This window comes from Amycolatopsis sp. NPDC049159 (genome assembly GCF_040648295.1).
In the GTDB taxonomy this organism is placed as follows: Bacteria; Actinomycetota; Actinomycetes; order Mycobacteriales; family Pseudonocardiaceae; genus Amycolatopsis; species Amycolatopsis pretoriensis_A.
Genome location: NZ_JBEZDL010000021.1, coordinates 53,185 through 75,826, shown reverse-complemented (window position 1 = coordinate 75,826; position 22,642 = coordinate 53,185). Strand labels below are relative to the sequence as shown.

Here is a 22,642-nt window from a genome sequence, read left to right as displayed (position 1 = left end):
ACCCTGAGGAGAAGCCCGATGACGTCGACAAGCCGAGCCCCACGAGCCGGGGCGGCCGCCGCCGGGATCGCGATCACCGCCGCTGCGATGGCGGCCACGCCGGCCGCGGCGGCGACCTGGCCGAACGACAGCTTCGACCTGTGTCCCACCACTTGCGCCGTCGGCGGCACCCTGGGCGGTGTCGCGTGGGGCAACCGGACCGCGACCGTGCAGGGCACCATGACCGACATCGAGGGGTCCGGCACCACCGTCTACTTCGAGGCCTACGCCGGCTCGGTGAAGATCGACAGCACGACCCGGAGCACGCCCGCCGACAAGACCGAGCCGTTCCACTTCACCATCGGGGACCCGGACCGCGTCGGCGGCTTCGACCGCCTCAAGATCCAGGTGTGCCAAGGCGGGCCCGACTGGTGCAGCAGGCCGGTCAACGCGGACCGCGACGGGGTGGCCGAGGCGCTGTCCAGCCTCTGAACGCTACCAGCCGGGACACCTCAGGAGGTGTCCCGGCTGCTTCGCGTCAGGCCTTGACCAGCGCGTCCACCGCGCTGAAGAACATCCCGAGCCCGTCGTCCGACGGGCCGGTCAGCGCGTCGATCGCGTGCTCCGGGTGCGGCATCAGGCCGACCACGCGGCCGTTTTCGCTGCGGATGCCCGCGATGTCGTTGCGGGAGCCGTTCGGGTTGCCGCCGACGTAGCGGAACACGACGCGGCCCTCGCCCTCCAGCTCGTCCAAAGTGGACTGCTCGGCCATGTAGCAGCCGTCGATGTTCTTCATCGGGATGAGGATCTCGGCGCCCTCTTCGTAGCGCGTGGTCCACGCCGTCGAGGTGTTCTCCACCCGGAGCCACTGGTCGCGGCAGATGAAGTGGAGGCCCTGGTTGCGGATCATCGCGCCCGGCAGGAGCCCCGCCTCGCACAGGATCTGGAAGCCGTTGCAGATGCCGAGGACCGGCATGCCGGCGCGGGCCGCCTCGATCACCGGGGTCATCACCGGGGCGAAGCGGGCGATCACGCCCGCGCGCAGGTAGTCACCGTACGAAAACCCGCCCGGGACGACGACCGCGTCGACGTCGTGAAGGTTCTCGTCCGCGTGCCACAGCGGGACCGCCTCGCCGCCGGCGTAGCGGACCGCGCGGGCCGCGTCGCCGTCGTCCAGGGTGCCCGGGAAGGTGATGACGCCGATGCGGACGCTCACGCCTCCACCCGCTTGATGGTCCACTGCTCGATCACCGGGTTCGCGAGGAAGCCCTCGGCGATCTTCTCGAGCGTCGCGTCGTCGACCGTGTCGTCGACCTCGATCTCGAAGTGCTTGCCCTGGCGGATCTCCTTGATCCCGGTGAAGCCGAGGCGGCCGGCGGCGCCGAGCGCGGCCTGCCCCTGCGGGTCGAGGATTTCGGGCTTCGGCATGACGTCGACGACGACTCGGGCCACGGCAGGCTGCTCCTTATTCACGCAGGTCGTGGGTACCGGGCCAGCATAGTTGACCCCGTTCGCCGCCCTCGCGCCCAGGTGGCGAGGGCCACCGGAAAACCTAGACTGGCCGAGGGCGCGGCGCTGCGCCATGATGAGTCGTTGACATCTCGCCAACAGGAGGCACCGTGGCCGTCCAGGAGTCCTTCGACTACGTCATCGTCGGCGCCGGCAGCGCGGGCTGCGTGCTCGCCAACCGGCTCACCGAGGACCCGTCGGCGCAGGTCCTGCTGCTCGAGGCGGGCGGCGAGGACACCGCGGACGAGATCCACATCCCCGCCGCGTTCCCCTCGCTGTTCAAGACCAAGTGGGACTGGAACTACGAGACCGTCGAGCAGAAGCACACCGGCAAGACGTCCTACTGGCCGCGCGGGAAGGTGCTCGGCGGCTGCTCGTCGATCAACGCGATGATCTACATCCGCGGCAACCGCGCCGACTACGACGGCTGGCGCGATTCCCACGGCGCCGAAGGCTGGGGCTGGGACGACGTCCTGCCCTACTTCAAGCGCGCCGAGGGCAACCAGCGGCTCGGTGACCCGCTGCACGGCACCGACGGCCCGCTGCACGTCGAGGACCGGCGGTTCACCCACGAGCTGTCGCACGCCTGGGTCGACTCCGCCGTCTCGTGGGGCCTCAAGCGCACCGACGACTTCAACGGCGAGAGCCAGGAAGGCGCCGGCGTCTACCAGGTGACCTGCAAGAAGGGCCGCCGCTGGTCCACCGCGGACGCCTACCTGCGCCCGGCGCTCGAGCGGCCGAACCTCACCGTGAAGACGTCCTCGCCCGCGACCCGGATCGTCTTCGAAGGCACCCGCGCGGCCGGGGTGTCCTATTTGGACAACGGTGTCGAGCGCACCGCGCACGCGTCCACCGAGGTGATCCTGAGCGGCGGCGCGGTCAATTCGCCGCAGCTGCTGATGGTCTCCGGCGTCGGCCCGGCCGAGCACCTGCGCGAGCACGGCATCGACGTCGTCGCCGCGCTGCCCGGCGTCGGCGAGAACCTGCACGACCACCCGGCCTGCGGGATCATCTGGTCCACCCGCGGCACGACCGACCTGGTCGACGCGGCGACCCCGCGCGGTCTCGTCCGCTACCAGCTGACCAAGCGCGGCCCGCTGGCGTCGAACATCGGCGAGGCGGGCGCGTTCTTCCCGACCACGGACGGCCTGCCCGCGCCGGACATGCAGATCCACGTGGCGCCGACGTTGTTCTACGACAACGGCATGCGCGAACCGACGGTCCCCGGCTTCACGTCGGCGGCGACGCTGGTGGACGTCGCGAGCCGCGGCCGGCTGCGGCTGAAGTCGGCGAATCCCCTGTGGAAGCCGGAAATCGACCCGGCGTACTACTCGGAGTCGCGGGACATGGAGACGATGATCGCCGGGCTGCGCGCGCTGATCGACATCGGGAAGTCGGGGCCGCTCAAGCGGTTCCTCGACCAGCCCTTCCTGCCCGCGCGGCACGACCTGAGCGACTCCGAGCTGGCCGAGCACGTCCGCGAGAACACGCAGACGCTCTACCACCCGGTCGGGACTTGCTCGATCGGGTCGGTCGTCGACCCGAAGCTGCGCGTGAATGGCGTCGAAGGCCTGCGCGTGGTCGACGCGTCCGTGATGCCCGTGGTGCCGCGGGGCAACACGAACGCGCCGACCATCATGGTCGCGGAAAAGGCGGCGGACCTGATCCGGGGCCGCTAGCGCTTGCCGTGCAGGATGGTCACCAGCTTGGCGACCAGCGCGTCCGTCGAGTCCTTGCGGGTGAACGACGTCAGCGTCAGCGGGGCCGTGAAGCGCTGACGCGCGATCGCCTTCGTGCGGGCGAACTCGCGCAGCCCCTCCGGGCCGTGGATGCGGCCGAAGCCCGAGTCGCCGACGCCGCCGAACGGCAGGGACGCGATGCCCGCGAACGACAGCGGCGCGTTGATCGCCGTCATGCCCGTGCGGAGCTTCTCGGCCAGCTCGACACCGCGGGACTTCGAGAAGACCGTCGAGCCCAGGCCGTACTTCGTGCTGTTCGCCAGCTCGACCGCTTCGTCCATGTCGCGGACCCTCGCGATCGTCACCGTCGGGCCGAAGGTCTCCTCGGTGACCGCTTCGGAGTCCTCCGGGACGTCGATCAGCACCGTCGGCTGCGCGTAGCGGTCGCCGACCGCGTCCTCGCCGCCGAGGACCGCCTTTCCGCCGCGGGCCAGCGCGTCCTGGATGTGGCGCTTGATCACGCCGAGCTGCGAGGGCATCGTCACCGGGCCGTACTGCGCGGCCTCGTCCGAGCCCGCGCGGACGTCCTTCGACTTCTCGACGACCTTCGCGACGAACGCGTCGTGCACCTTCTCGTGGACGTACACGCGCTCGACGCCGATGCAGGTCTGGCCGGAGTTGGAGAACGCGCCCCACACCGTGGCGTCGGCCGCGGCGTCGAGGTCGGCGTCCGCGTCGACGAGCACCGGGTCCTTGCCGCCGGCCTCGATGACCACCGGGGTGAGCGTCTCGGCGGCCGCGGCCATGATGCGCTTGCCCGTCGCGGTCGAGCCGGTGAACGCGATCTTGTCGACGCCGGCGCCGACCAGCGCCGCGCCGGTCTCGCCGAAGCCGGTGATCAGCTGCAGCACCGGCTGCTCCGGGACGATCTCGGCGAACGCGTCGACCAGCCACTTCCCGACGCCGGGGGTGTACTCGCTGGGCTTGAAGACGACGGCGTTGCCCGCGGCGAGCGCGTACGCGATCGAGCCGAGCGGCGTGAAGACCGGGTAGTTCCACGGGCCGATCACGCCGACCACGCCCAGCGGCTGGTACTCGACGGTGGCGGCCTGGTTCGACATCAGCAGCCCGGCCGAGCGCTTCTGCTTGCCGAGGATCTTCTTCGCGTTCTTGCCCGCCCAGGCGATGTGCTCGATGGCCAGGACGCTCTCGAGCTGCGCGTCGGCGATCGGCTTGCCCGTCTCGTCGCGGACCACCTGGCACAGCTGCGGCAGCCGCCGCGTCAGCACGCCCTTCCAGCTCTTCAGCCGCTCCGCGCGCCCGGCGAAGCCGAGGCCTTCCCACCACTTCGCGGCGACGCGCGCCCGCTCGACGGCCGCCTTGACGTCGTCCGCCGAGTGGATCGGGTAGGTTCCGACCACCTCGTCGGTCGCCGGGCTGAGCGAGTCGAAGGTTTCGCCGACCGACGTCGGCTTCGGCTGGACGGCAGTCATCGGCGTCTCCCGTGGGTCGAGGTTCAGCCCAGGTTACGACGTTACTGACACTGTGCCAATAGCTCGCGCGGGCTTCACCACCAGCATTCCACCGGCGATCGCCGCGGCAAAGACACCGAACAGCGGGGCGAGCCACAACGGCAGCACGCCGACCGCCAGCGAGCCCAGCCCGAAGCCGCACGCCTGCACGGTGAAGCTCAGCGAGAACCCCGCTGACCTGCGGTTCTTCGGTAAGAGGCGCTGGAGGTTGACCGACGTCGCGGCGACCAGCGGGCCGGTGCACCCGCCGATGAGCGCGATCGACGCGATCAGCCCCGGCCAGCCGAGGTCGGCGGCGAGCGCGAGCCCGCCGGCGACGAACCCGCCGAGGAACAGCCGCGGGTCGCCGGTCTTGCCGCGCCACGCGTAGAGCGCGCTGCCCAGGATGCTCGCCCCGCTCAGCACGGCGATGACCACCGGCGCGGCCGTTTCCGGCGCGCCGAGGCGCTGCACGAGCGGCAGCGGCGCGACCTCGATCGTCGAGAGCAGCAGCCCGACGGTGAACGCGCAGCACAACCACGGCAGGTAGGTGAAGAGCGTCGCGGGCGGGACGTCGTCAGCGGATTCCACCCGATCGAGCTCACCCGCGCGGCGCGGGACGAGCGCGGCGGCGGCCACGCAGGCCACGGCCATCGCGGCGATCGGGACGAACGTGCCGGCCAGGTCGAGCAGCGCGACCAGCGCCGGACCGCCGATCAGCACGCCTTCGAGGATCATCGCGTCGACGGAGATGGCGCGCGGCAGCAGCTCGTCGTCCACCGCGTCGGCCAGGAGCGTCCGGAAACCGCCGGACAGCGCGCCGGCCGAGATCCCGGGCAGCAGGACCAGGGCGAGCAGCACGGCGTTCGGCGCCCCGCTCGCCGCGGCCGTCGCGAGGGCCGCGAACCCGGCGGCGGTCAGGAGCAGCAGCGCGGGGAGCCCCCTGGCCGGCCCGACGCGGTCGAGCAGCCGCCCGACCGGCACGGCCCCGGCCATCTCGGCCACGACGAAGACCGACATGAGCACGCCACCCAGCCGGTACGACCCGGTCGTGGCCGTCGTGAGCAGGGTGAACGCGAGCGGCGCCATGGTCGCGGGGAGCCGGGCGAACTGAACGCCCGCCGACCAGCGCCAGTAGGCGCGATGGGTGAACAACGACATGCCCACACGCTCTCCTGGCCGGTTCGTGCGGCACACTCATTCGGGTGAGAGCGAATCACCGATGATCGAGCTGGTCCTGACCGCGGCCGGGAGCCAGCGCGTCCGGTTCGCGATTTCGCCGTTGGAGGAGGTGCTCGGCGCCGTCCGGACGCTGCTCGGCGTCCGCACGCACCCGGCGCACCTGCCGTGGCTGTCCGGCGCGCCCGCCGTCGACGTGCCGGAGCTGGCCGCGGTGCTGAGCGCGCGGCACTACATCACCGAGTTCCTGAGCCCGCCGCCCGACGGCCCGGAGACGACGGCGGCGGCCCAGCTGCGGGCCGTGCGCGCGACGCCACCGTCGCAGGTGGCGCTGGAGCTGGGGATGGTCGACGCGGACCTGTCGCTGCTGCCGGCCGATCCGGCGACCGCCCGCGACCTGCTGGCCGACCAGCTGGAGACGGTCTGGCACACGCTGCTCGCCCCGGAGTGGCCCCGCCTGCGCGAACTGCTGGCGGCGGACATCGCGTTCCGCACGCGCCGGCTGGGTTCGGGCGGCATCGCGGCGATGTTCGCGGAGCTGCACCCGCGGGTCCGGCTCGCGGGGACGTCGGTGCTGATCGACGTCCCCGCCCGGGAGCGGCTGTCGATCGACTCACGCGGATTGCTCCTGATCCCCGCGGTGTTCGTGTGGCCCGGGGTCGGCGTGGTGACGGTGCCGCCGTGGCAGATTTCGGTGCTGTACCCGGCACGAGGGGTCGCTTCGCTGTGGACGTCCGAGGTGGCGCTGCCGGAGGCTTTGGCGGAGGTGCTCGGCCGGACGCGGGCGTTGTTGCTGGCTGCGTTGGACCGGCCGGCTGCGACTACTGAGCTGGCCCGGCGGTGTGACTTGGCGCCGGCGACGGTGTCGGCGCACTTGACGGCGCTGCGCGGGGCGGGGTTGCTGGCTTCGGAGCGGCGGGGGCACCGGGTGCTGTACCGGCGGACGGAACTCGGGGACGCCTTGCTCGCCGGGAAGCTTTGAGCAACGGCTGAAGTCAAACCACTCGCACGAGATGGTTTGTTTTACTCTCGAGCTTCAGGACCATGCCCACTCGTTGCCGTTCAGCGATCGAGCGGGCAATCAGCCGCGCCTCGACTTGTTCGACACCGAATCTCTTGACATCGACAACGTAGTCGTCGACACCGTCCCGCAGCCCGACGAGATCACAATGAACGCGATAGCCGACCGGAAGGACAACCGAGCATTCGATTAATTCAATCGGACTCGCGAATGTAACAGCACAAGTGTCGGAGCGACCTTCCTTCATCAGCGGAGCCCATTTACCCGGCCAGCTCTTGTCAAGCGCCAAGCGCATGATGGCTCCACGTCGCAGCGGACGGGCAAAGTGGATGATCACTTCAAGCCTGCCATCGTTGAGCCAGTTGAATGTGGCATCCCACTGCGAAGATCCCAAACCCTCCCCCTCGAACGAACTGACTCCGACCTTCACGCGTCGGCGCCCCACCGCAGCTTGGTCACGCCCCGGACCTGTTCGAATGGCGAAGAAGTCCAGGAAATCCGAATCCACGACCGCCGTCACGACGATCCGCTCGTCAGCATCACCGTTCGGCTTCAACACCGCCGACTCTCGCCATGCGAGGATCTTCCAATCCTGCTCACCGCGAGCCCTCAACGAGACGCAGTACCTGACCAACAGGCGCCGATCCAGTTCCCGCATCCGACGGAATTCGGAACGGCCCGCGAGCAGGGTTCCCAATACGCCCAGCACAGCCAGGATTCCCCCGACGAGAAATCCTGTCTTGATCGCCAGGCTGCCGAGCAACCCACTCAGAAGCGCGCCGAATCCAAGGATGCCCAGAATCCCACGCACAAGATCGACGAGCCCGAGTCGCACAAGTCGACCTTGGAGCCAGCCCAGGAATTCGTCGAACACGCAGACCGACCACCTTCCGGAAGCGGGTGCCGAGAACCAAGGTTAACCACCTATCGGCACCCCGACCGCAGGTCGTTTCGGTCAGCAAGTACAAATGTGACATTTTCGAGATTTTCGAGCACCTACCACGGCCTCACCCGGTCGACTACCAAGCGTGTTGGCGAGGTGACGAGGACCCGGACTAGGCTGGAATCGTCCACGTGTGAAGGAGAACCATCGATGCGTATCGTCCATTTCGGACACGCCTGCCTGCTCCTGGAGACCGGCTCCGAGCGGATCCTGATCGACCCCGGCGCGTTCTCCACCGGGTTCGAGGGCGAGCGGGAGCTGTCCGCCGTGCTGGTGACGCACCAGCACTTCGACCACCTCGACGTCGAGAAGCTGCCGAAGGTCCTGGAAGCGAACCCCGAGGCGAAGCTGATCGTCGATCCCGGGTCCGCCGAAGCCGTCCAGAAGCTCGGCGTGCAGTTCGACGTCGCCAACGTCGGGGATGCCTTCGCCGTCGGGGACACGTCCGTCAAGGCCGTCGGTGGGGAACACGCGGTCATCCACTCCGACATCCCGGTCATCCCGAACATCGGGTACGTCTTCGACGACGGCGCGTTCTTCCACCCCGGCGACTCGTTCTTCGTGCCGGAGCAGAAGATCGACGTGCTGGGGCTGCCGACCGGGGCGCCGTGGCTGAAGGCCGGCGAAGCCGTCGACTACCTGCGGGCCGTCGCGCCGCGGGTGGCCGTGCCGATCCACGAAGCCGTGCTCGCCAACCCCGCCATGCACTACGGGCTGTTCGGGAACCTCGCGCCCGAAGGGACCGAGGTCAAGGTGCTCGAACGGGCCGAACCCGCGAAGTTCTAGGCCGCGACCGTGCGCAGCGAGCCGTAAGTCGCGCCGAACGCGCGGTTCTCCAACGACACGTCGACCGCGTCCAGGAGGGCCTGGCGGAGGCCGGGGCGGGTGAGGTCCGTGGCTTCCACCCCCAGCCGGACCAACCCGCCCCGGCGGGCCGTGCGGGCCGCTGCCAGCACCAAGGCGAAGCAGCGCACCGTTTCCGTGCGGTGTGACTGGCTCGTGAACTCACTCACGCGGGCGCGGCGCACCTCGCCGGTCACGAGGTCGCGCACCGCGCCGAGGTCCGCGCACAGGCGGAAGCCGTGCTCGGCCAGGGCCTGCAGTGTGCCCTGGGACGCGACCCAGCGCGGCGGGGCGAAGCCGTCGACGGCGAGGCCGGCGGTGTCCAGCAACGCCTTCGCCGCGATCAGCCGGAGGCGGGCCTCGTGTGCCGGCAGGGTCGCGAACTCCGCCTTCTTGCCCAGGTACACCGTGCGGTGGGTGGGTGTGACCGTGTGGTCGTAGCCGTGCAGCAGCACCGAATCACCGCGGCGGGCGCGGTTGCGGACCCACTCCGTCACCGGCCCGTCGCCGGTGCGGGCCGCGTACAGCAGCGACAACGGCACCCTGCGGCGGTCGAGTTCGGCCGCGAGGTCGGCGCACCGGTGCAGCGTGCGCGGGGTGATTCCCGACAGCGAAACCAGCAAGCGAGCGTCCACACCACCCATTGGGACGCACGCGTCTGACGTCGTCGTGAACTGCGCAGAACGGGTGGGCGTCCGTTGCCGGAAGGGTCAGACGCCTTCACGCAGGAGCTGCACGGCCATCGCGATCCGGCCACGCAGGTCGGGGTCGGCGACCTGGCCGTCGGCGACGTCCGCGCGCGAGACCGGGATGCGGGCGCACGCCTCGTCGACGATCTTCGCGCCCGCGTACGTCAGCACCTTGCGCAGCGAGTCGTGCGCGTCGCGGCCGCCGGTCGGCGCGGCGATCGAGGACGCGTTGATCCAGGCCACCGGCTTGCCGTAGATCTCGCCGCCGCCGACCGTCCAGTCCAGGAGGTTCTTGAACGAGCCCGGCAGGCCGCCCGCGTACTCCGGGGTGCAGATCAGGATCGCGTCGGCCGCCTTGATCGCTTCCCGGAGCGACGCGACCGCGGGGTGCAGCGGGTCGCGGTCGTCATCGGGGTTGAAGTGCGGCAGTTCGCCGAGACCGGTGTACGTCGTGCTCGTGGTGAGCGTCGCGACGGTCCCCAGCACCGCCGCATTGCCCGAGCCTGCTCGCAGGCTGCCGCAGATCAGCAGGATCACGCGGCCAGTCTGCCAGGGAAAGCCCGGTCACGCGGTGGTACGCCTCGATGTACCGGTCGCGCGTCGCGGTCACCACCGCCGGGGGCAGTGCCGGCAGCGGGGCCACGCAGTTCCAGCCGGACGACGGGCCGACCAGCCAGTCGCGCACGTGCTGCTTGTCGAACGACGGCCGCGGGCGGCCGGGCCGGTGGTCGCCGTCGAGCCAGTAACGCGCCGAGTCCGGGGTCAGCAGCTCGTCCGCGAGGACCAGCCCGCCGTTCGCCCCGATGCCGAACTCGAACTTCGTGTCCGCGAGCAGCAGGCCCTGCTCCGCGGCCCGCGCGGCACCCCGCCGGTACAGCTCCAGCGACGCCTCGCGGACCTCCTCGGCGAGCGCGCGCCCGAGGACCGCCGCGAAGGTGTCGAAGTCGATGTTCTCGTCCGGTTCGCCGGGCCGCGCCTTGGTGGACGGCGTGAAGATCGGCTCGGGCAGCCGGGCCGACTCGGGCAGCCCGGCCGGCAGCGCGAGCCCGCAGACCGCGCCGGAGCGGCGGTAGTCGGCGTACCCGCGCCCGGACAGGTACCCGCGGACGACCGCCTCCACCGGCAGCATGTCGAGCCGCTCGACCAGCAGCCCGCGGCCGCGGAAGGACGCGGGGATCAGCGGCCCTTCGCAGGCCACCAGGTGGTTCGGGAGGACGTCGGCGAGCTCGCGGAACCAGAACGCGCTCATCGCGGTGAGCACCCGGCCCTTGTCCGGGACGGGGGTGGGGAACACGCGCTCGAAGGCGGAAATGCGGTCGGACGCGACGATCAGCAAGTGGTCGTCGCCCACGGCGTAGAGGTCGCGGACCTTGCCGGAGGCGAGCCGCTCGGGGGTGGGGAGGGGTGTCACGCACTGAACCCTAACCGGCACCCTCCGCCACCATGGATGATGCTGGCATGGCGTACGACTGGATCTCGGTGACCACCGACTACGGCCTGCGCGACGGCTTCGTGGCGGCCTGCCACGGCGTGATCGCGCGGCTCGCGCCCGCGGTGCGCGTGCTCGACGTGACGCACGAGGTGCCGCCCCAGGACATCCGGCACGGGGCCATGGCACTGGCCCAGACGGCACCGTTCCTGCCGGAGTCGGTGCACGTCGCCGTCGTCGACCCCGGCGTGGGCACGACCCGGCTCGGCGTGGTCGTCGTCGCCGGGGACGGGCTGCTGGTCGGGCCGGACAACGGCCTCCTGCTGCCGGCCGCGCAGGCGCTGGGCGGGGTCCGGGCGGCGTACGAGCTGGCCGAGCCGTCGCTGCGGCTGCCGGTCACGTCGGCGACGTTCCACGGCCGGGACGTCTTCGCGCCCGCGGCCGCGCACCTGGCGCTGGGGGTCGCGCCCTCGGCGTTCGGCGACCCGGTCACCGACCTGGTGTCGATGCCGGAGCCGTTCGTCGCGGCCTTCCCCGGGAAGCTGGTGTCGGAGGTGCTGACGGTCGACCACTTCGGCAACGTCCAGCTGGCCGCGACGCCGGCCGACCTCGAGCTGTCCGGGCTGACCGGCGCGGTTTCCGTGCACAGCGAGCGGGTCGCGGTGACGACGGTGGTCGGCCGGACGTTCGCGGACGTCCCGGCCGGGGCCAGCGTCCTCTACACGGACTCGGCCGGGCGGCTCGCGGTCGCCGTCAACGGCGGTTCGGCGTCGGCGGTGCTGGGGCTCGGGCCCGCCCAGGAGTGCACGATCACCTCGTCGCCGACCGCCACCTGACCCGGGCGCAGCACGGCGGCCTTCATCCCGAAGACCACACCGCCGTCGGGGTGCCGCCGGTAGGACGCCAGCGTGCGGATCGGCTCGGGGCCGGCCTTTTCGCCGGTCTCCTGGTCGACCATCGGCACGGTGCAGCGCACGCACTGCTTGGCGTAGCCGAATTCCGCGGTGCCTGCCCGCATCTCGCGGACCTCGTCTTCGGTGTGCGCTTCCGGCCAGCCGGAGATGACGACGTTGGGGCGGAAGCGATCCATCGGCACGGGCTCGCCGCCGCGTTCGAGGATGCGCGCGTTCAGGGCGTCCAAAGAGGACTCCGAGGCGACGAGCAGCGCGTGCCCGTCGGCGAAGGCGGCCGTGCCCGGGTGCTCGCCGCCGGTGACGCGTTCGTGGTCCGGCGCGACCCGGATCAGCACCGACGGCAGGCCGAGCAGGTCCGAGAACCACTCGGCGGCGGCTTCTCCTTGGTGGACGCCTTCGCCGTGCCAGGAGAACGTCGAGCCGGGGTGGCGGGGGCCGTCGCGGCGGACGTCGATCGTGCGGTCGTCCCGGCCGGGCGCGGACAGCGTGAGCGTTCCGTCCAGCACCCGCGGCCGGACGGCGGCCAGCGCCGGGTAACGGCGCTGGCTGCGGAAGTCACCGTCCGGCGCGACGACCTGGAAGACCCGGTCGTGCGCCAGCCCGGCGGGCCCGACCTCGGCGGCCGGTACCGAAGTGCCGGCACACCCCTTGACCGGGTAGTACGTCAGCCGCGCGATCCTCGCCATGCCCGCAGGTTACCCGCGGGCACGGCGAGCACGCGTGCCGTTTTCAGAGCACCTGTGACAGGAATCGCTGCAGGCGTGGGCTCTGCGGCTCGTCGAAGACCCGGGCCGGTGGGCCCTGCTCCACGATCTTCCCCGCGTCCATGAACGCGACCTCGTCGGCGACGCTGCGGGCGAACCCCATCTCGTGCGTCACCACGATCAGCGTGAGTCCTCGCGAAGCCAGCCCGGCCATCAGGTCCAGCACGCCCTTGACCAGCTCGGGGTCGAGCGCGCTGGTGGCCTCGTCGAAGAGCATCACCTCGGGGTCCATGGCCAGCGCCCGTGCGATCGCGACGCGCTGCTGCTGACCGCCCGAAAGCGCGCTCGGCCGGTACGGCGCCTTGTCCGCCAGGCCGACCTCGGCGAGCCGGGCGCGGGCGATCTCCGCCGCTTCCTCCTTGCCGATCTTCTTCACGCTGCGCAAGGGCAGCACGATGTTGTCCAGCACGCTCCGGTGACCGAAGAGGTTGAAGTGCTGGAACACCATGCCGACCCGCTGGCGCAGCGCGTCCGGGTCGGACCTGATCACCGACTCGCCGTCGAGCAGGAGGTCGCCGGAATCGGGCTCCTGCAAGCGGTTCACGCAGCGCAGGAGCGTCGACTTGCCCGAACCGGACGGCCCGATCACGCACGTCGTCCTGCCGCTTTCGACCTTGAGGTCGACGCCGCGGAGGACTTCGAGCGTGCCGAAGCTGACGTGGATGTCGCGCAGCTCCACACTGGACGAACGCACCCGGGTCGCGGTCACGACGTCACCTTCCCGCTGGCGACCAGGTCCAGCTCGTCGTCACCCGGCTCGTCCGCGCGCACCTTGCGCCCGGTCCGGAGCTTCTTGTCGATGTAGTTGACCAGGTGCGTCAGCGGCACGGTGATCACCAGGAAGAACACGCCCGCGGCGACCAGCGGCGAGAGGTTCCCGGTGTTGGCCGCGAGGTCCTGGCCGATCCGGAACAGCTCGCGCTGGCCGGACAGCAGCCCGAGGACGTAGACGAGGCTGGAGTCCTTGACCAGCGCGATGAACTGGTTCACCAGCGCGGGCAGCACCCGACGGACGCCCTGCGGGATGATCACCAGCAGCATCGACCTGGTGTAGCTCATCCCGAGCGCCCGGCTGGCCTCCATCTGCCCCTTGTCGACGCTCTGGATGCCGGACCGGAAGATCTCGCCGATGTACGCGGCCGCGATCAGCGACAGCGCCAGGATCCCCATCGGGTACGGGTTCGTCCCGACGACGTCCCGCGCGAGCGTGCCGAGCCCCTGGCCGATCAGCAGGATCGTCAGGATGGCCGGCAGCCCGCGGAAGACGTCGGTGTAGATCCGGGCCGGCCAGCGCAGCCACCACTTCGTGGACAGGCCCATGACGGCGAGCAGCATGCCGAGCACGGTGCCGATCAGCGCCGAGGACACCGATAGGACGAGCGTGTTCAGCAGACCGGTCTTCAGCAGGTCGGGCAGGACCTGGGAGATGTAGTCCCAGTCCAGAAAAGTGTTGACGAAGTCGTCCATTGTGGACTACTGCCCCGCCTTGAATTCCGCCGGCACCGGCGCGGTGGGCTCGAACTGGTCGTGCACCTTGACCCAGGTGCCGTCCGCGATGACCTTCTTCAGGCCGTCGTTGATCTTGCCGATCAGGTCGGTGTTGCCCTTCTTGAAGGCGAACCCGTGCGGGATGGTCGTGGTGATCGCCTTGGTCACCTTGAGCTTCGCGTCGGCGTTGTTCTTCGCGTAGTCCTCGGCCGTGGCCTGGTCGAACACCGCGCCGTCGATCGCGCCGGTCTTGAGGGCGTTGAGGGTGGCCGCGTCGTTCGGGAAGCGGACGGCCTGCGCGGTCGGTGCGTTCGAGCCGAGCCAGGTGTCGGAGACCGTGCCCTGGACGACGCCGATCCGCTTGCCCGCCAACGAGTTCTCGTCGGTGATGCCGGCGGTCTCCTTGGCCTCGATGCCGAGGGACTGGTAGTTGTACGGCGCGGAGAAGTCGACGGTCTTCTTGCGGGCGTCGGTCTGGGAGATCGCCGAGCTGCCGATGTCGAAGGTGCCGTTCGCGACCTGGCCGAGCAGCGCCGAGAACTCCGTCGCGGCGAACTCCAGCTTCAGGCCCTCCTTGGCCGCGATGGCCTTGAGCAGCTCGTTGTCGAAGCCCGTGTAGTTGCCGTTCTCCTGGTAGGCGTTCGGCTTCGAGTCGCTCAGCGTGCCGACCCGGAGGGTCTTGCCGTCGCCGCTGTCCGAGCCGCCGCACGCGGTGAGCGCCGCCAGCAAGGTCGCGGTGAGCGCCGTGACCAGTGACTTCTTCATGCTTCTCCTAACCCTGGAACCCGGCCGGCACCGGAGCGGTCGGCAGGAACTGCTGGTGCAGCTTAAGCCAGGTCCCGTCGGAGATCACCTGCTTGAGCCCGTCGTCGACCTTCTTGAGCAGATCGGCGTTGCCCTTCTTGACGGCGAAGCCGTGCGGCACGTCGGTGACGAAGCTCTTCACGACGACGAGCTTGGCGTCGGCGTTGTCGGTGACGTTCTTCTCCGCGATGCTCTGGTCGAGGATGTACGCGTCGACCGAGCCGGTCTTCAACGCGGTCAGCGCGGCGGCGTAGTCGGGGAAGCGCACGGCCTGCGCGGTCGGAACGGTGCTGGTCAGCCAGTGGTCGCCGACGGTCGCCTGGATCACGGCGACCCGCTTGCCCGCCAAGCCCTTCTCGTCGGTCACCGGAGTGCCCTGCTTGGCCTGGATGCTCATCGTTTCGAAGTCGTAGGCCGCGGAGAAGTCGACCGTCTTCTTGCGCTCGTCGGTCTGCGCGATCGCCGAGCTGGCGATGTCGAAGCGGCCGGACGCGACCTGCCCGAGCAGCGCCGAGAAGTCGGTCGCGGCGAACTCCAGCTTCAGGTTCTGCTTGGCCGCGATGGCCTTGAGCAGCTCGTTGTCGAAGCCGGTGTAGTTGCCGTCCTTCAGGTAGATGTTGGGCGGCGCGTCGCTCAGCGTCCCGACGCGCAACGTCGAGGAAGCGCTCTCGGAACCCCCGCCGCACGCGGTGAGCGTGAGGGCCGCGGCCAGCACGGTGACGATCAGCTTCTTCATGTCACGCACCCACGTTCTTGACCGGCAGCCCGGGGCCGCCCTGCTGGAGTTCCTTCGACAGCGGCGTGTTCTTGTAGAACTGCCCGTAGATCCGGGCGACCGTACCGTCGGCGACGGCCTTCCGCAGCCCGTCGTTGAGCTTGTTCAGCAGATCGGTGTTCGTCTTGGCGACGGCGAACGCCGACGGGGTGTCCTTGTCCTCGACCGTGTAGCCGAGCTCCAGCGGCACGCCCGGGTTCTGGTCCAGGTACTTCTGCCCGATGTCCTGCGGCACGACCCAGCCGTCGAGGGTGCCGTTCTTCAGCTGCGCGAAGCCCGCGTTGTAGTCGGGGAAGCGAACGACCTGCGCACCGGCGGTCTTGCCGGCGAGCTCGTCCTGCACCGAACCCTGGACCACGCCGAGGCGCTTGCCCGACAGCGCGGCGACGTCCTTGAGGTTGGCGCCCTTCGCCGTGACGACGGTGGTGAAGCCGGTGTTGTAGCCGTTGGAGAAGGCGACCGTCTTCTTGCGCGCCTCGGTGCTCGAGATCGTCGAGCTGCCGATGTCGAACTTGCCGGTCGCGACGCCGGCCAGCAGGCTGGAGAACTCGGTGCCGACGAACTCGACCTCGAAGCCCTCACGCTTGGCGATGTCGCGCAGCAGTTCGTTGTCGTAGCCGGTGAACCGGCCGTTCTCCAGGTAGATGGACGGCGGGGCGTCGCTGAGCGTCCCGACGCGCAGGGTGGTCGTCCCCGCGTCGGAACCACCGCAGGCGGCGAGGGTCAACGTCAGCGCGCCCGCGGTCAGGGCGGCGGCGATCTTGGACAGCGTGGATCTCATCGCTTCTTCCATGGTGAGGACCGGCGCTTCGCAGCGCCGGCGTGGGTCAGCGATCGAGATTAGGGATTTCGCCCGTTCGAGTGGATTCGTTCCATTCTGTGGACGGGTGCGTCAGCTCACAAGATCGGCTGCGGCGCGTAGCCCGCCGCTTCGGGGAACCGCTCGAGCAGCTGCGTGACGCGCTCGGCCACCTGTGCCACCTGGCGCCCGGCCGTCCCGGTGAACGAGATCCGGTCGGCGAGGAGTTTGTCCAGCTCACCGCGGTCGAGCGGGATGCGCTCGTCCGCGGCGAAGCGGTCGAGGAGGTCGTTGTCGGCGCGGCCTTCGCGCATCTCGAGCGCGACGGCGACCGCGTGCTCCTTGATCGCTTCGTGGGCCGTCTCACGTCCGACGCCGCCGCGGACCGCCGCCATCAGCACCTTCGTCGTGGTCAGGAACGGCAGGTAGCGATCCAGCTCACGCTCGATCACCGCCGGGAAGGCGCCGAACTCGGTGAGCACCGTGAGGAACGTCTCGAGCAGGCCGTCGAGCGCGAAGAACGCGTCCGGCAGCGCCACGCGGCGGACGACCGAGTCGGAGACGTCGCCCTCGTTCCACTGGTCGCCGGCCAGCTCGCCGATCATCGACAGGTAGCCGCGCAGCACGACGGCGAGGCCGTTCACGCGCTCGCACGAGCGGGTGTTCATCTTGTGCGGCATGGCCGACGAGCCGACCTGGCCGGGCTTGAAGCCCTCGGTGACCAGCTCGTGGCCCGCCATCAGCCGGATCGTCTTGGCCAGGCTGGACGGCGCCGCGGCGAGCTGGACCACGGTGGACAGCACGTCGAAGTCGAGCGAGCGCGGGTAGACCTGGCCGACGCTGGTGAACCGGCGGTTGAAGCCGAGGTGCTGCATCACGCGGTCTTCGAGCTGGTCCAAAGTAGACTCGTCGCCGAGCAGGTCGAGCATGTCCTGCGCGGTGCCGACCGGGCCCTTGATGCCGCGCAGCGGGTACCGCTCGATGAGGTTGTCGAGCCGCTCGAAGGCGACCAGCAGCTCGTCGGCCGTGGTCGCGAACCGCTTGCCCAGCGTGGTGGCCTGCGCGGCGACGTTGTGCGAGCGCCCGGCCATGACGGTGTCCGCGTGCTCGACGGCCAGCGCGGCCAGCCGCGCCAGCACCGCGGCGACGCGCGTGCGGACCAGCTCGAGCGAACGGAGCAGCTGCAGCTGCTCGACGTTCTCGGTGAGGTCGCGCGAGGTCATGCCCTTGTGGACGTGTTCCTGGCCGGCGAGGTCGCTGAACTCCTCGATCCGCGCCTTGACGTCGTGGCGGGTAACGCGCTCCCGCTCGGCGATCGAGTCCAGGTCAACGGTGTCGACGACCCGCTCGTACGCCTCGACCACGCCGTCCGGCACCTCGACGCCTAGGTCCTTCTGCGCCTTGAGCACGGCGAGCCAGAGCTGCCGCTCCAGCACGACCTTCTGCTCCGGCGACCAGAGCGAGACCAGCTCCGCCGAGGCGTAGCGGGCGGCGAGCACGTTCGGAATGCGGGGCTTGTCCGTCACGCCCTCACGATACCTGTGCAGGTCAGGGACATCGACGCGCCCGGGTCCAGCGTGGTCAGCGGGCCGAGCACCTCCAGCTCGACGATCCGCGCGGGCGGGTCCAGGTCGCCCAGCTCCGCGAGCGGCGAGGGCAGCGGGTGCTCCAGCCAGATCTCCAGCGGCGAGCCCTCGTCCGGGTACTCCCCGGCCGGATCCACGGCGAAGGAGAGCGTCAACGCCCCGTACGTCACCCACCCCGCCGAGCCCGGCACGCCCAGCTTGCCGACGACGTCCTGCGCGGGGACGACCAGCCGGTCACCGTCCACTGTGTACATCGGCGAGCCGGTACCCGCCACCAGCGCGACGACCTCGGGACGGCGGAGCCCGGCGGTGACCGAGCCACCGCCGGGAAGCTGGGTCACGTTCCACAGCGCCCAGCGCACCGGCCGCTCGGACACGTTCTCCGCGCGCAGGTCCAGCCGGTAGCCGTCGTCGAGGATCGTGATCGCGCGCGTGAACCGAAGGCCGGTGCGCGGGTCCGGCGCGCTGGTCATGGTGGCCGTGTCGCCGTCGAGGACCAGGGCGTACGGGCCGGAGTCGAGGACCGGGTCGGGCGGCCCGGGCCACTGGTCCGGACCAGCCCAGCCCTGCGGTGCGGGCCACGTCTTGTCGCCGCCGTAGTTGACCCAGTCGCCCATCCGGCCGGCGTTCGGGGCGTACTCGCCGCGCAGGTCGTCGTCGAGCAGCGCCGGGTTGCGCCAGAGCAGTTCGGCGCCACGGTGGCGCACCGACAGGAGCCGGCCGCCCAGCTCCGGGACCAGGCCGAGCCGCAGGTCGCCGCGCTCGAGCCAGGTCACCATTCGGCGAGGCTCCCGTCGTCGTGGCGCCACACCGGCGAGCGCCACGCGTGCCCGGTTTCGTCGGCGCGGCGGACGGCTTCTTCGTCGACCTCGATGCCGAGACCGGGCTTCGGCGGCCGGCTCGCGTAGCCGTCCCGGAAAGCGAAGAGCGACGCGTCCACGAGGTACTGGTGTTCGCGGCCTTCGTGGTAGTGCATGCCCACGCTTTGTTCCTGGATCAGGAAGTTCGGCGTCGCGAACGCCACCTGCAGCGACGCCGCCAGCGAGATCGGGCCGAGCGGGCAGTGCGGCGCGAGCGAAGCGCCGTACACCTCCGCGAGCGCGCCGATCCGCCGCAGCTCGGAGATGCCGCCCGCGTGCGAGGGGTCCGGCTGGACCACGGCGACGCCGGCGTCGAGCACCGGCTTGAACTCCCAGCGCGAGTAGAGCCGTTCGCCGACCGCGATGGGCACGGTGGACGCCTCGACGACCGAGCGCAGCGCGTCGCCCTGGGTCTCCGGCAGGATCGGCTCCTCGACGAACATCGGCTGGACGTCTTCGAGCAGCTTGACCAGCCGCCGCGCCATCGCGGGCGAGACGCGGCCGTGGAAGTCGATCGCGAGGTCGCGGTGCGGGCCGAGCACCTCCCGCGCCTCCCACGCGCGCGCCACGGCGGCGTCGGCTTCGGCGGGGGACGCGATCGCCGCCAGCGGGCCGGCGACGTTCATCTTCACCGCGGTGAACCCGGCTTCGACCTGCGCGGACACGGCTTCGCGGATGCCGGACGGCCGGTCGCCGCCGACCCAGCTGTAGACGCGGACGCGGTCGCGGACCGGGCCGCCGAGCAGCTCGTGCACCGGCGCGTCGCGGACCTTGCCCGCGATGTCCCACAGCGCGTGGTCGTAGCCGGCGAGCGCGCTGGAGAGCACCGGCCCGCCGCGGTAGAAGCCGCCGCGGCGCAGCACCTGCCAGTGGTCCTCGATGCGCAGCGGGTCCTGGCCGATCAGCAGCTCGGACAGCTCGTGCACGGCCGCGCGCACGGTCTCCGCGCGGCCCTCGACCACGGGCTCGCCCCAGCCGCAGACGCCCTCGTCCGTGCTGAGCTTGAGGAACAGCCAGCGCGGCGCGACCAGAAACGTTTCAACCCCGGTGATCTTCACCCGTGTCCCCCATCTACGCGGAATCCTTGGCGGCGGACCAGCCGCCGTCGACGGTCAGCTCGGCGCCGGTGACGAACGACGCGGCGGCCGAGAGCAGGAAGGCGATCACGTTCGCCACTTCGGCCGGGTCGCCGAGGCGGCCCGCCGGCGTCGCCTGTGCGCTGCGTTCGCGGTCTTCCGGCGAGATGCGGTCCCAGGCTTCGGTGCGGACCGGTCCGGGCAGCACGGAGTTGACGCGCACGTCGGGGGCGTATTCCACGGCCAGCTGGCGGGCCAGCGCGACGAGCGCGCCCTTGCTCGCGGCGTACGCGGGGTGGCCCGGCAGCCCGAAGTGCGCGTGCACCGAGGAGACCAGCACGACCGCGCCACGCCGTTCCCGCAGCGACGGCAAGCAGGCCTTCAGGCCGAGGTAGGTCCCGGTCAGGTTGACGTCGAGCTGCCGCTGCCACTCGGCGCGGTCGATCTCGTGCAGCGGCCCGGTGCTGGGGACGTAGGCGTTGCTGACCAGGGCGTCCACCTCACCGATGGCGGCCCAGGTCGTTTCGTCGGTGACGCTGCCCCGGATCGGGACGACGCCGTCGGGGAGTTCGGCGATGTCCACGCCCAGCACGCGGTAGCCGTCTTCCAGGAGCTTCCGGGCGGTCGCTTTCCCGATCCCGGACGCCGCTCCCGTCACCACCGCCGTGCGCGTGGACATCGCCTACCCCTTCGTCAGAACTTCGCTACGTGGACATGGTCGTCCGGACCGCGCGCCGCGAACCACAGCGACGCGCCGTCGGATGCCGCGCCCAGGGTGCCCACGATGCTCCCGCTCGGGTACTCCGGCCGGTTGAACCAGCCGGCCCAGGAGCCGGACCACGTGTCGGCCCACAGCGAGTAGTCGCTCGCGGACGCGGTGAGCGCGACCTTCGCACCGACCGCGACCAGCGTCGGGCTGCTGCTGACCGTGCCGCCGAGGGACGTCCAGTCCGACCAGGTGTCCCCGGTCCTGGTGCGGGCCCAGACGCTGTCGTCGGCGGTCCGGACGGCGACGACCGTGCCGCTGGTGGCCGTCGCGGCGCCGGGCCGGCCGTAGATCGGCTTGCCACCGGGTGCGCCGAGACCGGACCACTGACCGGCACCGGTCCGCTGCCAGACCTGGCCGTCGGCACCGCGCACGAAGACCGTTCCGTCGCCGGTGACGGACGGCGAATCGGTGAGCGTCCCGCCGAGCCGTTTCCAGTCGCCCCACTTCGTCGTGAAACTGCGCTGGTAGAGGGCGTTGTCGACGCCGCGGGCGTAGACGTCGATGCCCTTGGTGGTCGCGACCGCGGCCGGCTGGCCGAGGAACTTCCCGCCGACCTGGCGCGGCCCGTCGAGGCCGGTCTGCTGGAGGTTCCCCGCGCGGTCGCGGAAGAACGTGACGGTCTTCCCGCCGGCGCGGACCACCGCGGGACTGGCCGACGCGGGCCCGGCGACGTCGTCGCCCGGGACGAGGTCGGTGCCGTGCAGGCGCAGGAACGCCGTCCCGTGCGCGGGCACGGTGACCGAGTACGCCCCGGTGGCGCTGCCGCGGTCGGCGCGGGCGCGGAGATCGCGAACGGACACCCGCCCCTTCAGGCCTGCGTCGGCGAAGTCCAGCGTCATCTGCGTCGGAGTCTCACCGCGGTTGAGCAGCACGACCGCGCGGTCGCCGGTGCGGGAGAGGACCTTGCTGTAGGTGTCGGTGGTGCCGGTCGTCGCGACGCGGACGCCCTGGGTGCCGAGGCGGTCCTGGTTGACCCCGACGATCTCCGGGTTCTTCAGCGTCTTCAGCATCGACGCGGGCAGCGTGCGCGGGTCGGAGCCGAGGATCAGCGGGGAGGCCATCTCCGCCCACATGACGAACTGGGTGGTCGACTCCTCCTCGTTCAGCTCGTAGGTGCCCTGCTCGGTCTTGCGCATCGGGATGAGGTAGTCGGGGTCGTTGTAGTGCCCGGGCCCGTTCGCCTCGGGGTGCGCGGCGTTGGCGTCCATGTTGCGCAGGACGTCTTTCCAGATGCCCTCGTACGGCGTGCCGAACGCGATGTCGGTGCTGGTGCGCCAGGAGTCGGCGACGAGCGGGCCGTAGCTGTAGGCGATGCCGGCGACCTGGTCCGGGCCGTGCGGCACGCCCCACTCGTCGGTGACCGGGTTGCAGATGTTCAGCACCATCGGGCGGCCCGCCTTGGCGAGGGCCTTGCTGAACTGCGTGAACGCGTCGGCGGGCTTGAGGTTCTGGGCGATGCCGCAGAGGAAGTCGACCTTGACGGCGTCGAACTTCCAGCTCGCGAAGCGCTTGGTGTCCTGCTCGTAGTACCCGCCGGAGCCGGCCGCGCAGTTCTTGCCGTCGGAGGCGCCCGCGTCGGTGTAGATGCCGGCCTCGAGGCCCTTGCCGTGCAGGTAGCCGACCAAAGTGGACAGTCCACTGGGGAACTTGGCGGGGTCCTCGTGGAGGTTGCCGGCCTGGTCACGGGGATCGGGCGCGGTCCAGCCGCCGTCGATCCAGACGTAGCGGTAGCCGGCGTCGCGCAGGCCGCTGGAGACGAGGAAGTCCGCGACGGACTTGACCGACGCCTCGCTGGGCGCGCCGAGGCCGTAGTAGGTGTTCCAGCCCATGTACGGGGTCTTCGCGACGCCGCTGTCGTAGTAGTCGGGAGCGCCTTGATCTGCCGCCGGGGTCGCGTAAGCGGGTACCGCCGTGAGGGTGGCGGCGACCGCGGCGGCCACCGCGAGGGTTCTCTTCAGGAGCATGTGCCGGACGCCTTTCTCCGGTGAACTGCGAGCCGGGAGCAGCATGCCGGGACGCGTCGGG

At 70.7% G+C, this 22,642-nt stretch carries 24 protein-coding genes; 5 read left to right on the top strand and 19 right to left on the bottom strand.

Translation table 11 applies throughout. The features are described 5' to 3' along the window. The first annotated feature begins 18 nt into the window (after positions 1 to 18). Positions 19 to 471 (top strand): hypothetical protein, encoded by a 453-nt coding sequence (locus AB0B33_RS34105; protein WP_360779445.1) that lies wholly within the window; start codon positions 19 to 21, stop codon positions 469 to 471. 46 nt (positions 472 to 517) lie between these two features. Here the strand turns inward: AB0B33_RS34105 and purQ are convergent, their stop codons facing one another. Together purQ and purS are read right to left on the bottom strand one after the other, a co-directional pair. Continuing rightward, positions 518 to 1,195 carry a phosphoribosylformylglycinamidine synthase subunit PurQ gene (gene purQ / locus AB0B33_RS34100; RefSeq protein WP_360779442.1) on the bottom strand — a complete coding sequence of 226 codons (678 nt, stop codon included), beginning with the start codon at positions 1,193 to 1,195 and terminating at the stop codon, positions 518 to 520. Further along, positions 1,192 to 1,431, bottom strand: a complete 240-nt coding sequence (gene purS, locus AB0B33_RS34095) for a phosphoribosylformylglycinamidine synthase subunit PurS (RefSeq protein WP_086861396.1) — start codon at positions 1,429 to 1,431, stop codon at positions 1,192 to 1,194. The genes purQ and purS overlap by 4 nt, the downstream gene beginning before the upstream one ends. A gap of 167 nt (positions 1,432 to 1,598) precedes the next feature. On the opposite strand from purS, the gene AB0B33_RS34090 reads away from it, so the two are divergent. Beyond that, complete coding sequence (locus AB0B33_RS34090) at positions 1,599 to 3,167, top strand: GMC family oxidoreductase N-terminal domain-containing protein (protein ID WP_360779439.1); 1,569 nt, start codon at positions 1,599 to 1,601, stop codon at positions 3,165 to 3,167. Here AB0B33_RS34090 and AB0B33_RS34085 read toward each other — a convergent pair. Further along, positions 3,164 to 4,660, bottom strand: coding sequence for an aldehyde dehydrogenase family protein (locus AB0B33_RS34085; RefSeq protein ID WP_360779436.1), 1,497 nt, complete (start codon positions 4,658 to 4,660; stop codon positions 3,164 to 3,166). The genes AB0B33_RS34090 and AB0B33_RS34085 overlap by 4 nt on opposite strands. A gap of 33 nt (positions 4,661 to 4,693) precedes the next feature. Next, entirely contained in the window at positions 4,694 to 5,839 is a 1,146-nt protein-coding gene (locus tag AB0B33_RS34080) for an MFS transporter (RefSeq protein WP_360779433.1), read from the bottom strand. A 61-nt stretch (positions 5,840 to 5,900) separates the two neighbouring features. Here AB0B33_RS34080 and AB0B33_RS34075 point away from each other — a divergent pair, with 61 nt between their 5' ends. Next, a complete protein-coding gene (locus AB0B33_RS34075; RefSeq protein ID WP_360779429.1) occupies positions 5,901 to 6,839 on the top strand; it encodes a DUF5937 family protein in 939 nt (312 codons plus the stop codon). 13 nt (positions 6,840 to 6,852) lie between these two features. On the opposite strand, the gene AB0B33_RS34070 is transcribed toward AB0B33_RS34075, so the two are convergent. Beyond that, on the bottom strand, positions 6,853 to 7,752 hold the full coding sequence (locus AB0B33_RS34070) for a hypothetical protein (protein ID WP_360779427.1): 900 nt from the start codon (positions 7,750 to 7,752) through the stop codon (positions 6,853 to 6,855). Positions 7,753 to 7,971: 219 nt separating this feature from the next. On the opposite strand from AB0B33_RS34070, the gene AB0B33_RS34065 reads away from it, so the two are divergent. Then, a complete protein-coding gene (locus AB0B33_RS34065) occupies positions 7,972 to 8,607 on the top strand; it encodes an MBL fold metallo-hydrolase (RefSeq protein ID WP_360779425.1) in 636 nt (211 codons plus the stop codon). Here the strand turns inward: AB0B33_RS34065 and AB0B33_RS34060 are convergent. From AB0B33_RS34060 to AB0B33_RS34050, 3 genes are all read right to left on the bottom strand, one after another. Further along, positions 8,604 to 9,308: a DUF2334 domain-containing protein gene (locus tag AB0B33_RS34060; protein ID WP_360779422.1), complete on the bottom strand. Its 705-nt coding sequence runs from the start codon at positions 9,306 to 9,308 to the stop codon at positions 8,604 to 8,606. The two genes, AB0B33_RS34065 and AB0B33_RS34060, sit on opposite strands and share 4 nt — an antisense overlap. A 66-nt stretch (positions 9,309 to 9,374) precedes the next feature. After that, a complete protein-coding gene (locus AB0B33_RS34055) occupies positions 9,375 to 9,839 on the bottom strand; it encodes an NAD(P)H-dependent oxidoreductase (protein ID WP_247016856.1) in 465 nt (154 codons plus the stop codon). Continuing rightward, positions 9,760 to 10,764, bottom strand: a complete 1,005-nt coding sequence (locus tag AB0B33_RS34050; protein WP_247016854.1) for a phosphoribosylaminoimidazolesuccinocarboxamide synthase — start codon at positions 10,762 to 10,764, stop codon at positions 9,760 to 9,762. The genes AB0B33_RS34055 and AB0B33_RS34050 overlap by 80 nt, the downstream gene beginning before the upstream one ends. A gap of 47 nt (positions 10,765 to 10,811) precedes the next feature. Here AB0B33_RS34050 and AB0B33_RS34045 point away from each other — a divergent pair, with 47 nt between their 5' ends. Next, complete coding sequence (locus AB0B33_RS34045; RefSeq protein WP_360779418.1) at positions 10,812 to 11,618, top strand: SAM-dependent chlorinase/fluorinase; 807 nt, start codon at positions 10,812 to 10,814, stop codon at positions 11,616 to 11,618. On the opposite strand, the gene AB0B33_RS34040 is transcribed toward AB0B33_RS34045, so the two are convergent. The 11 genes from AB0B33_RS34040 to AB0B33_RS33990 form a co-directional block, all read right to left on the bottom strand. Then, positions 11,501 to 12,382 (bottom strand): MOSC N-terminal beta barrel domain-containing protein, encoded by an 882-nt coding sequence (locus AB0B33_RS34040; RefSeq protein ID WP_360779415.1) that lies wholly within the window; start codon positions 12,380 to 12,382, stop codon positions 11,501 to 11,503. The two genes, AB0B33_RS34045 and AB0B33_RS34040, sit on opposite strands and share 118 nt — an antisense overlap. A gap of 43 nt (positions 12,383 to 12,425) precedes the next feature. After that, positions 12,426 to 13,169 (bottom strand): amino acid ABC transporter ATP-binding protein, encoded by a 744-nt coding sequence (locus tag AB0B33_RS34035; protein ID WP_281506206.1) that lies wholly within the window; start codon positions 13,167 to 13,169, stop codon positions 12,426 to 12,428. After that, positions 13,166 to 13,927: an amino acid ABC transporter permease gene (locus AB0B33_RS34030; RefSeq protein WP_360779411.1), complete on the bottom strand. Its 762-nt coding sequence runs from the start codon at positions 13,925 to 13,927 to the stop codon at positions 13,166 to 13,168. Before AB0B33_RS34030 ends, AB0B33_RS34035 begins: the two co-directional genes overlap by 4 nt. A 6-nt stretch (positions 13,928 to 13,933) precedes the next feature. Beyond that, a complete protein-coding gene (locus AB0B33_RS34025) occupies positions 13,934 to 14,713 on the bottom strand; it encodes an ABC transporter substrate-binding protein (RefSeq protein WP_360779408.1) in 780 nt (259 codons plus the stop codon). 7 nt (positions 14,714 to 14,720) lie between these two features. Continuing rightward, positions 14,721 to 15,488: an ABC transporter substrate-binding protein gene (locus tag AB0B33_RS34020; RefSeq protein WP_247016846.1), complete on the bottom strand. Its 768-nt coding sequence runs from the start codon at positions 15,486 to 15,488 to the stop codon at positions 14,721 to 14,723. Between the two features lies 1 nt (position 15,489). Then, the gene (locus tag AB0B33_RS34015; protein WP_247016844.1) at positions 15,490 to 16,308 is read right to left on the bottom strand and encodes a transporter substrate-binding domain-containing protein; all 819 of its coding nucleotides are present in this window, start codon (positions 16,306 to 16,308) and stop codon (positions 15,490 to 15,492) included. Between the two features lie 116 nt (positions 16,309 to 16,424). Next, on the bottom strand, positions 16,425 to 17,852 hold the full coding sequence (purB, locus tag AB0B33_RS34010) for an adenylosuccinate lyase (protein WP_360779404.1): 1,428 nt from the start codon (positions 17,850 to 17,852) through the stop codon (positions 16,425 to 16,427). Beyond that, positions 17,849 to 18,691, bottom strand: a complete 843-nt coding sequence (locus AB0B33_RS34005) for a DUF4380 domain-containing protein (RefSeq protein WP_360779401.1) — start codon at positions 18,689 to 18,691, stop codon at positions 17,849 to 17,851. Before AB0B33_RS34005 ends, purB begins: the two co-directional genes overlap by 4 nt. After that, complete coding sequence (gene dgoD / locus AB0B33_RS34000) at positions 18,685 to 19,830, bottom strand: galactonate dehydratase (RefSeq protein ID WP_360779396.1); 1,146 nt, start codon at positions 19,828 to 19,830, stop codon at positions 18,685 to 18,687. Before dgoD ends, AB0B33_RS34005 begins: the two co-directional genes overlap by 7 nt. A gap of 13 nt (positions 19,831 to 19,843) precedes the next feature. Further along, positions 19,844 to 20,527, bottom strand: a complete 684-nt coding sequence (locus AB0B33_RS33995) for an SDR family oxidoreductase (RefSeq protein ID WP_360779393.1) — start codon at positions 20,525 to 20,527, stop codon at positions 19,844 to 19,846. 14 nt (positions 20,528 to 20,541) lie between these two features. Then, positions 20,542 to 22,581: a hypothetical protein gene (locus tag AB0B33_RS33990; protein WP_360779390.1), complete on the bottom strand. Its 2,040-nt coding sequence runs from the start codon at positions 22,579 to 22,581 to the stop codon at positions 20,542 to 20,544. Positions 22,582 to 22,642: the final 61 nt, after the last annotated feature.